The organism is Bacteroidales bacterium (assembly GCA_035342335.1).
Lineage (GTDB): Bacteria > Bacteroidota > Bacteroidia > Bacteroidales > JAGONC01 > JAGONC01.
Genome location: DAOQWY010000044.1, coordinates 1 through 9,841, shown reverse-complemented (window position 1 = coordinate 9,841; position 9,841 = coordinate 1). Strand labels below are relative to the sequence as shown.

The 9,841-nt window shown below is 49.5% G+C and carries 6 protein-coding genes; 4 read left to right on the top strand and 2 right to left on the bottom strand.

Translation table 11 applies throughout. The features are described from left to right. The first annotated feature begins 16 nt into the window (after nt 1-16). Entirely contained in the window at nt 17-481 is a 465-nt protein-coding gene (locus PKI34_13330; GenBank protein ID HNS18787.1) for a biopolymer transporter ExbD, read from the top strand. 7 nt (nt 482-488) lie between these two features. On the opposite strand, the gene PKI34_13325 is transcribed toward PKI34_13330, so the two are convergent. After that, nucleotides 489-1,451, bottom strand: coding sequence for a CPBP family intramembrane metalloprotease (locus tag PKI34_13325; GenBank protein ID HNS18786.1), 963 nt, complete (start codon nt 1,449-1,451; stop codon nt 489-491). A 301-nt stretch (nt 1,452-1,752) separates the two neighbouring features. On the opposite strand from PKI34_13325, the gene dusB reads away from it, so the two are divergent. Next, entirely contained in the window at nt 1,753-2,718 is a 966-nt protein-coding gene (gene dusB / locus PKI34_13320; protein HNS18785.1) for a tRNA dihydrouridine synthase DusB, read from the top strand. Between the two features lie 191 nt (nt 2,719-2,909). On the opposite strand, the gene PKI34_13315 is transcribed toward dusB, so the two are convergent. Further along, a complete protein-coding gene (locus tag PKI34_13315; protein ID HNS18784.1) occupies nt 2,910-5,213 on the bottom strand; it encodes an STAS domain-containing protein in 2,304 nt (767 codons plus the stop codon). Nucleotides 5,214-5,330: 117 nt separating this feature from the next. Between PKI34_13315 and PKI34_13310 the strand changes: the two genes are divergently transcribed. Then, nucleotides 5,331-6,077, top strand: coding sequence for a hypothetical protein (locus tag PKI34_13310; GenBank protein ID HNS18783.1), 747 nt, complete (start codon nt 5,331-5,333; stop codon nt 6,075-6,077). Between the two features lie 63 nt (nt 6,078-6,140). Beyond that, a complete protein-coding gene (locus PKI34_13305) occupies nt 6,141-9,830 on the top strand; it encodes a two-component regulator propeller domain-containing protein (GenBank protein HNS18782.1) in 3,690 nt (1,229 codons plus the stop codon). Nucleotides 9,831-9,841 lie beyond the last annotated feature (11 nt).

Sequence of the window (9,841 nt, the reverse complement as noted above, 5' to 3'; positions counted from 1 at the left end):
GGAGGAGGACAATAACATGGGAAAATTCACACCTGGCAAATCCAAAAAATTACCAGCAATCAGTACGGCATCCCTGCCGGATATCATCTTCATGTTGCTCATATTTTTTATGGTGACCACAACCATCCGCGAAGCATCTGTCTTCCTGAAGGTTACCACTCCCACTGCTACCGAGGTTCAAAAACTCGAAAAGAAAGGATTGGTAAGCTATGTCTACGTCGGACCACCCATGAATGCTAAACTGGGTACCGAATCCAGAATACAGCTGAACGACCGGTTCGCTACGGTGGCCGATATCAGTGATTTTGTCATTGCCGAAAGGGAAGCACGCGATGAGGTTGACCGGCAGCTGATCACCACATCACTGAAGGTTGACAAAGCCACAAAAATGGGCATTGTTACCGATATCAAGCAGGAACTGAGACAGATCGGGGCTTTTAAAATCAATTACTCGGCGAAAAAGGAAGGTAAACAACGTTAGGCAAAACTTATTCCAGATCGCTTTCTAAAAAGGAGATGCTTTCCGGTAATCTCCTTTTTTTATTTTCACTTCGGAAGAACCACATCATCAAACCAGCGCTGAAAACCAGGGAGATGACGATCAACGATCCGCTCCCCGTGCTTCCAAATTCATCCAGGTTCGTTGTGATGGAGCCCTTGTTGTAAAAGTACATGATGAGTACACCAAGGCCATTGTTAATCAAATGAGTGATGATGGGTACCCAGAGGCTGCCACTCCAGATGAATAGATATCCCAGCACCACACCCAGGATCATCCGGGGTAAAAAACCATAGAACTGCAGATGCAGGGCACTGAAAGCAATCGCTGAGATCCATACTGCCAAATGCTTGTTATGCATCCATTCATACAGCAACCGTACACCAATCCCCCTGAAAACAAGCTCCTCCCCGACAGCCGCCAGGATGCCGATCATAAACAAATTAACAATCAGCCCTTTGGCAGTTGTGTCGCTTAAAAAGGCATCCATAAGCTGAGTGGCCTGCTCCTCCGACCTGCGCATCCAGTCTTCCACACCTGCTAAAAATCCCGGTAAATGAAGCTCTTCATTCACCCCCATCAGCCAGTTGATGAATGGCAACAGGGCAAGGAAAGCTACGACCGCCAGCGCCATCGCGGAAATTCGCGGGGCGGCATCCAGCTTAAGATAGGCGCAGATGTTCCTGCTTGCCAGGAATGCAAAGATCAATGCAGGAAAAACAAAGGTGCCGAACTGGCTGACGATCTGAATGTATTTCTGAAGATTCAGGTTCGAAAGAACACCGTTCCCGGTCATATCCATCAGTTCGGTCATGATGCCCGGTCCGTAAAAAATCCAGACAAGTGCAATCCCGGCGATCAGTGTGAACAACAGGGTGGCGACCACGATCAACCCAAAGAAAATAATTTTCGTAAAGGGTGTAAAATTCCGTAAAAAAGTCTCCCGCATCATGACCGAGGAATTGAGGGGGTAAAAGTAGTAATTTTGTAGTGATGAGGCACAGAGGTACAAAGGCACAGAGGCACAAAGGCACAGAGGCACAAAGGCACAGAGGCACAAAGGCACAAAGTTGATTCATTCGCTAGAATCACTTCTGCTGACTGCCTACTGGCTACCGGCTACCTGCAGACCTGAAGACCTGTAGACCTGTAGACCTGCAGACCTGCAGACCCGCAGACCTGTAGACCTGCAGACCTGCAGACCCGTAGACCCACAGACCCACAGACCCACAGACCTAAAAAAACCTGAAATAATGCAAATCAGCAACATACGATTCGAATCCTTCCCCGTCATCCTGGCGCCGATGGAGGACATCACCGATCTTTCGTTCAGGCTGGTGTGCAAGGAACTTGGGGCGGATCTGATGTACACGGAGTTCATTGCTTCGGAGGGATTGATCCGCAACGCCGGGAAAAGCAGGGCGAAATTGCACTTTCTTCCGCAGGAACGCCCGATAGGGATCCAGATCTTTGGTCACGATACCGAATCAATGGTACGGGCCGCACAGATTGCAGAAGAATCGGAGCCTGATCTGATCGATATCAACTTTGGCTGCCCGGTACGTAAGGTGGTCAGCAAAGGAGGAGGAGCTGCCTTACTGACGGACCTTCCCAAAATGGTCAAAATGACCAAAGCCGTGGTGCAAGCCACTCATCTGCCTGTCACCGTAAAAACACGACTGGGCTGGGATAAAGGCAGTCAGAACATCCTGGAAGTTGCCCAGCGGCTGCAGGATGAGGGGATTCAGGCCATCACCATCCACGGCCGCACACGCGATCAGCTGTATGGCGGAAAAGCTGACTGGACGTTGATCGGAAAGGTGAAAAACCATCCCTCCATCCGGATCCCGGTGATTGGCAACGGTGATGTGGTCAACCCACAGAGTGCCCGTGAAATGAAAGAAAGATATGGTGTTGACGGGATCATGATCGGGCGCGCCACCATCGGCAATCCCTGGATATTTAAAAGAGTGAAGCACTACCTGACAACCGGGGAGCTGCTACCGGAACCTTCTTTAGCAGAACGGATTGAAATGGTAAAAAAACAGCTTGCCTATGCCATCGATTTAAAGGGAGAGCGAACAGCCCTGTTGGAGATGCGAAAATTTTATTCAGGATATTTCAAAGGTGTTCCGAATTTTAAGAAGTATAAAATGAGGATGCTTCTTGCTGCTTCCCGGAGTGAAGTTGTTGGGATATTTGATGAAATCGCCGTATGATCTCGTTTCCTTAAAAAGGGATCACCCTCCCCCGTGAGGGTGTATTAAGAGTTATTTTTCACCGCTAAGTCGCGAAGACGCTGAGAAATAGAATGTTGATTTTGAGGACTTTGCGTCTTGGCGTCTTTGCGGTTTACAATAAACCAACTACTTTTGATACAACCTCTGCAGGGGTGGGTTACATTAAAGAATCAGGAGATTGTAAGTATCTTTTCGCAGATCAGAGCGGCCGAACAGGCTGAATAGCGCTTGCGCAGCTTATCAACTCCTTTGTAGCTGACCACCGGCAAGGTCCACTCCAGGACGGCAAGAAGGTAAGGCTCCAGGTCTTTTTCAAAAAGGGTTACCACATCAGCATAGTGTCTCAGCCGGCAGATCACCTGATACGCTTTATGCACATTGGGATCATCCCCATTGTAACGGAAAGAAGGCAACTGATCGAGGAAGTCGGGTTCGAGCAGTCCCTGTTCAAAATCCAACAGCAATGCAAGGTCCTTCTCCGAGTCGATCCGGTTCATCTCGATTTTCAGGATGGGTTCCAGACGCGCAAAATCGGCTACTGCATTCCCGATTCGTGTTTCCGAAAAATCAATGATGTAAACGTTTTCGATCTCATCGAGCAGGATGTTCTGCATGTTCAAATCGCGGTGCGTAATACATTTATACCACAGCTTTTTATAATCTTTCCGCTGTTCGAAGATAGTCTCCAGGAACCAGTAGGGATTGACGATCTTTCTCTTCAATTCAGGAAACCAGATATATTCCTCTTTTGAAGATATCCCGAATTCCTCTTCGGCATCGCGGCAAAGGTTCGGAAAGAACACCCTTCGCGGGTCATGATCCCGGTATGGGTAAATGACTTCGAGCCGGGGCTGGCCATACCAGGGTTTGAGGACATGCGTGAAGATCTTGTCGAACAGCGGTAAAAGTTCCTTAGCCGTCCGGTTCCTGTAATGGTTGGTCAGCCATTGGATGTTACTTTCGGGGCCGGTGATGCCGACAAAGCTTATGCATAATCCTTTCCATTCCTGAAAAACGGACGTTCCGAAGATGGAGGTGCTGTTGTTCAGGATGTATTTCTTGACGTATTCGTTATAGTTGGATTCTTCCCTGTCGATGATTTTCTTTCCGGCTATTTTCAGCACGGAAGGGAGTTGCCGGCGCCCCTGCCCGTCGAAACTGTCGGCAAAAAAAGTGGAAGCTGAAAAACCGCCGTGAATGGGTGTGAGGATCAACTTGCCACTGGTGCGGTAAAGATCCCGTGCGATGAACTCCCAGGCATCAGGGAAATGACCGTCATCCCTCTTTTCGATGCGCAGACGCCGGATGGAAGCAGGCGCAATATCCCCCGGCACATAGATCCAGGCACGGGCAAGGGTGATCCCCGGCGGATCCTCCACGGTGGACATGCGGTCAAGTTTATCCGGATCCACCTCCGGAAATGAACTGGGATGGCTGCTAAAGTCTTCCCCATAATGTCTGCTTCCACGGGCAGCAATGGCCAGGAAAGAAACATCATCACCCGCCCTGTTCCAGGACTTGGTCGAAAAATAATCCAGGATCTCAGGGTCTTCCCTGTCGGTCAGCGCTTTATGATGTATGGCTGCAATACCTGCCAGAATTGCACCTGAATTTTCCTTCCTGCCCTGGAAACCCTCTTTTTCATTGACCTCGCCTTCCAGAAGCATTCCGATCACTTCCGGAACCCGCTGGGTCGCCCTGGCGATAACCTGATAAAGGTCGCAGATCAGCTGGCTTAGCGTGACCTCTCCTTTTGCATGTATCAGGATCTCAGCGTCCGGTTCACCAGCAAAGCTCAGTGCATCCCACACGTGGATTCCGCAACCGTCGCGAGGATCCGTCAGCATGTAATCAAACGGCAGGTCCCTGGCAGCAGGACAAATGCCCGTAAACCGCCCGATCGTCAGGAAATGCCCGCGCTGAAGTTCTTCCGGCTGAGTTCCCTGGACAAAGGATCCCTGTCCGATTGCCAGGATGAATTCCCGGGAACTGGCCAGTATGGGGCGGTCATCCGCAACACCCCAGGTTGGGGTTTTGAATTTTTTATTCCAGATGAGCGCCTGGCTGGTGGCCGCTGAGGATAACCTGATCTGATATGTACAGATTTCTGTTTCAAAATGCAATCCCGGTTGACTGATTCTGTCAATCTGTGCATAGGTCTCAGGCAGATCACGGTGAATGTTCAGATAGCGCGACAGGCCGGAAATATCGAGGACCTGGCTGATGGCGTCAGAGATACCCGCAACATAAAGCGTTCCCTTTGACGGACGCATGGATTGCTCCAGTTTGAGGATGGAACGGATCCCGGCGCTGGAAAGGAAGGTCACGCGGCTGAAATCCAGAATGACATTCCTGTTCTCTATGGCCATTCCGGCAGTCTGCCCATCGAAATCAACCGCTCCAAGGGCGTTGAACTGGCCTTCGAGGGTTATGAGCGTACCCTGCTGTTGAAGCTGAATTTGGATGGAAAGCATAAGCCGGATCTTTTTTGACGATCAAATATAGGAATTTCAGGGATGAAAGAAGCATCCGGGAAAGGTCAACAGGGATTCTTTTTTTTATATTTGCTTTGATTTACATTCTTTTTCAATATGCTCAATGCTTTTTTCTGGGGATTCGTTGCCACAACATCCCTGATCATTGGTGGCTCCCTCGGGTCGAGAGTCCGGATCGGCCGGCGCACACTTGGTTTGATCATGGCGTTCGGAGCAGGCGTGCTCGTGATAGCGGTAACGTATGAACTCACCTACGAAGCTGTAACACTTGCCAAAGGCAGTGGCATGGCCATCCTGGGATTGCTTATCGGGGCGCTTACCTTTTTCTTCAGCGACCTGCTGATCAGCAAAATGGGTGCACGTGGCCGAAAAAAGATTGCAGGATCCCACGACTCAAACCTGGTCGTCCCGATCGTTCTGGGGACCATCCTGGATGGCATTCCTGAATCCATCGTCATCGGTATGGGACTGATAGGCGGAGGGAAAGTCAGCCTGGCCATGCTGGTGGCTGTTTTCATTTCCAACCTGCCGGAGGCAATCGCAGGGACCTCGGGTATGGTTGCCGGGGCCTGGAGCAGGACAAAAATCCAGCTTTTGTGGCTGATCATCGCCCTGGTGTGCTCACTGGCTTCCCTGGCCGGTTATGGTCTTTTCAGCAACGCTTCCCATCTTACAATCGCCTTCATCCAGGCATTTGCCGGAGGAGCCATCCTGGTGATGCTGGCCAACACGATGATACCGGAGGCCTTTGAACATGGAGGCAAGCTGGCAGGTATTTTCACGGTGCTCGGTTTTATCGGAGCGGTTTGTGTCGTCCTGCTTGAAAAATTGCCATCCCATTGAACATCGAAAATTGACAATCGTCAATTAATATTGTATATTTACATGTGTTTTTCTGTCCAGGCTATGGCTCATTTCCCCAAATACCCCGTATTGACTGTTTTATTGCTTTGTACGGCCATCACCAGCTTCTCACAAACACCATCCCTCAGGTTCAGGCATCTGACAACTAAACAGGGGCTACCTTCAAACAAGGTTTTGTCGATCATCAAGGACCACAACGGGTTCGTGTGGTTTGGAACCAGCAATGGGCTGGCTCGTTTTGACGGATACCAGATTAAAACATATCCAATAAAGGAAGATCCACATTCAGGATCAGGGAACCATGCGATCCAGGTACTTCTGGAAGATCGTGACGGAAACCTGTGGGTGGGAACTGCTCAGAACGGACTGCAACTTTTCGACCGGGTACATGAAACATTTACCGCTTTCTTGTCCGATCCCGAGGATCCCAACAGTCTGAGCAATAATACGGTCAATACGATCTATCAGGATCGGGAGGGGATGATGTGGATCGGAACGAACGGAGGACTCAACAAATATGACCCGACCAGCAGGCATTTCAGCTCCTTCCGGCCCGAAACCGTAAATCCCGGTCATCCCGGTGACAGGATCCTGGCACTGCTTGAGGATAACACCGGAACGTTCTGGGTTGGTTCAGCCGGGAACGTATACCGGTTTGACCGGCTGACAGAACGATTCACCTCCTTTGACCTTGGAACAGAGTTACCTCCCGATTACAGTCAGGTTTCCTGCTTTGCAGAGGATGCATTGGGTATGTTGTGGATGGGTACACACTGGGGGATGTTCAAATATAACAGAAGCACCAATGAAATGATACATTACCTGCCAGTGGGATTAAATGGATTTTTGCATGCGGATCCCGATCGAACCAAATTCATAAGCAATATCTATGTAAGATCGATCGTCGTGGCCGGAGAAAAAGATCATCCCGTAGTGTGGATCGCAACGCAGTGGGGATTGAACAGGTTTGATCCCAACTGTGAAAAATTTGAAGCCTACTTTGAAGATAAGCTTGATCCCCTGAGCATTTCAAATCATTTTCTGCTGAACCTCTGCCTGGATGAGTCCGGATTATTGTGGATCGGTACGATCTCTTCAGGAGTGGATATTTTGAATGTGAATGCCAGCCCCTTTCACCAGGTCATCATGTACTTGCCTGATGAGAATGTTCATTGCCAGCCTGCCTGCTTTCTTATGGACCATGATGAAAACCTGTGGATCGGCGGTATTGATATGGGCCTTTTTCAATACGACAGGGATTTTCAACTGGTGGGAAATTATTCCCGGTGGCAGTTCGGCATCGACACCTTTGACGAGAAGCAGCACAACCAGATCGTCTGTATCTGCGAAGGTAACGATCGTATCCTGTGGCTTGGTTTTAACGCCTGGGGGCTGGTTGCTTTCGACAGGGATAAAAAAACGTTCACCAAAGTGGAATTACCTTTTCCGGCAGGTATCCCGGAACCAACTATTATTGAAAATATTGTGGAAGATCAGGAGGGTGTATTATGGATCGGGACGAACACCGGACTTTATTTCAAGGACAGGAGGGATCCCGTATTGGACCGGGCGCATCCTGTAGAACACGATAAACTTCAAAAAGCAGAGATCCTGCGTATTGCGAAGGATTCAAAACACAATCTCTGGGTCAGCACCGGGGATGGCGGCCTGTACTGCCTTCAACCTGAAAACAGGGATCCCCTGGGTTTTACCAGCTGCCTGGATGATCGGTCCGGCCAGAATGGATTTTCCGGCTCCTGTGTCACTGCTATCTACGAAGACCTCAATGGAATCCTGTGGTTGGGATCAGATAAAGGGTTGAGCGTTTACAATTTCAATGACAGACAGTGTGTATCCGACACTGTGTTTAATAAAAAGTATACAGGAAAGATCATCAGAATCTTCGGTGATAGTCAAGGTCACTTATGGATTTTTCATGCCGACAGGGGATTGATCAGGTATCGGCCGGGAACCTGGGCTGAAAATGCAGTACGGTTTTTTGACATCAGGGATGGATTACCGTTCGACGGGTTCAATTCTACCTTTCACTTTGCAAATACATTTCATCAGAGTGAAGACGGGAGATTATTCTTAAGCAGTGACATTGGTTCGGACGATGGCTTTTTATGGTTTTACGCAGATAGTGTAAAAGACAACATGCTGACTCCGCGCATGGCTATCACAGACTTTAAGGTCGCTAACAATCCGTTTCCATTGGATAGCAGTGTGACCGTAAAAAGACATATTACGCTAACCCATAATGAGAATTTCTTCTCCTTCGAATTTGCCGCCCTGGATTACCTGATCCCTGAGAAAAACCAGTATGCGTTTTATCTGGAAGGGTTGGAAGACGAGTGGTACTATACCGGCAACCAGCGATCGGCCCATTATACCGGTGTTTCCCCGGGCCATTATACCTTCCGGGTGAAAGGATCGAACAACGACGGGTACTGGAACGAATCCGGCGTGTCGCTGGCCCTCACCATCCTTCCTCCTCCCTGGAGATCCTGGTGGGCATATACCCTTTACGGATTGTTGCTGGTTGGCGCAATCATTGCTTGGAGACAGTATGACCTGAAGCGGCAGCGGCTGAAGCATGCCCTTGAAATTGAGCATATTGAAGCCCAGAAGCTCAAAGAGCTCGACAGCATGAAAAGCCGGTTCTTTGCCAACATCAGCCACGAGTTCCGCACCCCCCTCACGCTGATCCTCGGTCCGTTGCAGAAGCTGTTCTCAAAAACAACGGATGAAGAATCAAAGCAGGACATCGCCATCATGCAGCGCCATGCCACCTGTTTGCAGAATCTGATCAACCAGCTGCTGGAACTCTCCCGGCTGGAATCCGGTAAAATGGAGCTGCAGTTAGAAGAAAGGGATGTCATCCCTTTGATCAAACGGTATGTCCAATCGTTTGAATCCTTAGCAAAGCTAAAAGGCATCCAGCTGGAGTTTTCCGCTCAAAGTGATGGCATCCCTGCCCTGGTCGATCCGGACAAGATCGAGAAGATCCTGTTCAATTTGCTGGGGAATGCGTTCAAGTGGACGGCGGATGGGGGACGGATTCTTGTTGAGGTCGGCAGGTTCACGGGTCTACAGGTCTACAGGTCTGCAGGTCCTCGTGAACGGGGAGTTCGTATGGAGGTACCCGAAGACCTGAAGGCCCGAAGACCTTCTGACAGCTTCGATATGGTGGAAATTTTGATTTCAGACACCGGAGCTGGAATACTCCCAGAGAAACTCCCCCGCATCTTCGACCGTTTCTACCAGGCAGGCGATTCATATACCAAAGACGGTGAAGGAACCGGTATCGGACTCGCTTTGACGAAAGAACTTGTGGAATTGCATGGGGGCACGATTACAGTGGAAAGCGTTGTGAATCAGGGGAGTACGTTCAGAGTCTTTTTACCCATTGGGAAACAAGTTGGCAGTTGGCAGTTGGCAGTTGGCAATAAAAAGAGAGTTGGCAATTGGCAGTTGGCAGTTGGCAATAAAAAGAGAGTTGGCAATGGGCAGTTGGCAGTTGGCAATAAAAAGAGAGTTGGCAATTGGCAGTTGGCAGTTGGCAATAAAAAGAGAGTTGGCAATGGGCAGTTGGCAGTTGGCAATAAAAAGATAGTTGGCAATGGGCAGTTGGCAGTTGGCAATAAAAAGATAGTTGGCAATGGGCAGTTGGCAGTTAGCAATGAAGACAGGGGAGTGTTCAGAAAAGTGTGTCACCTCTTTCCGGGATAAGCAACCCCAGC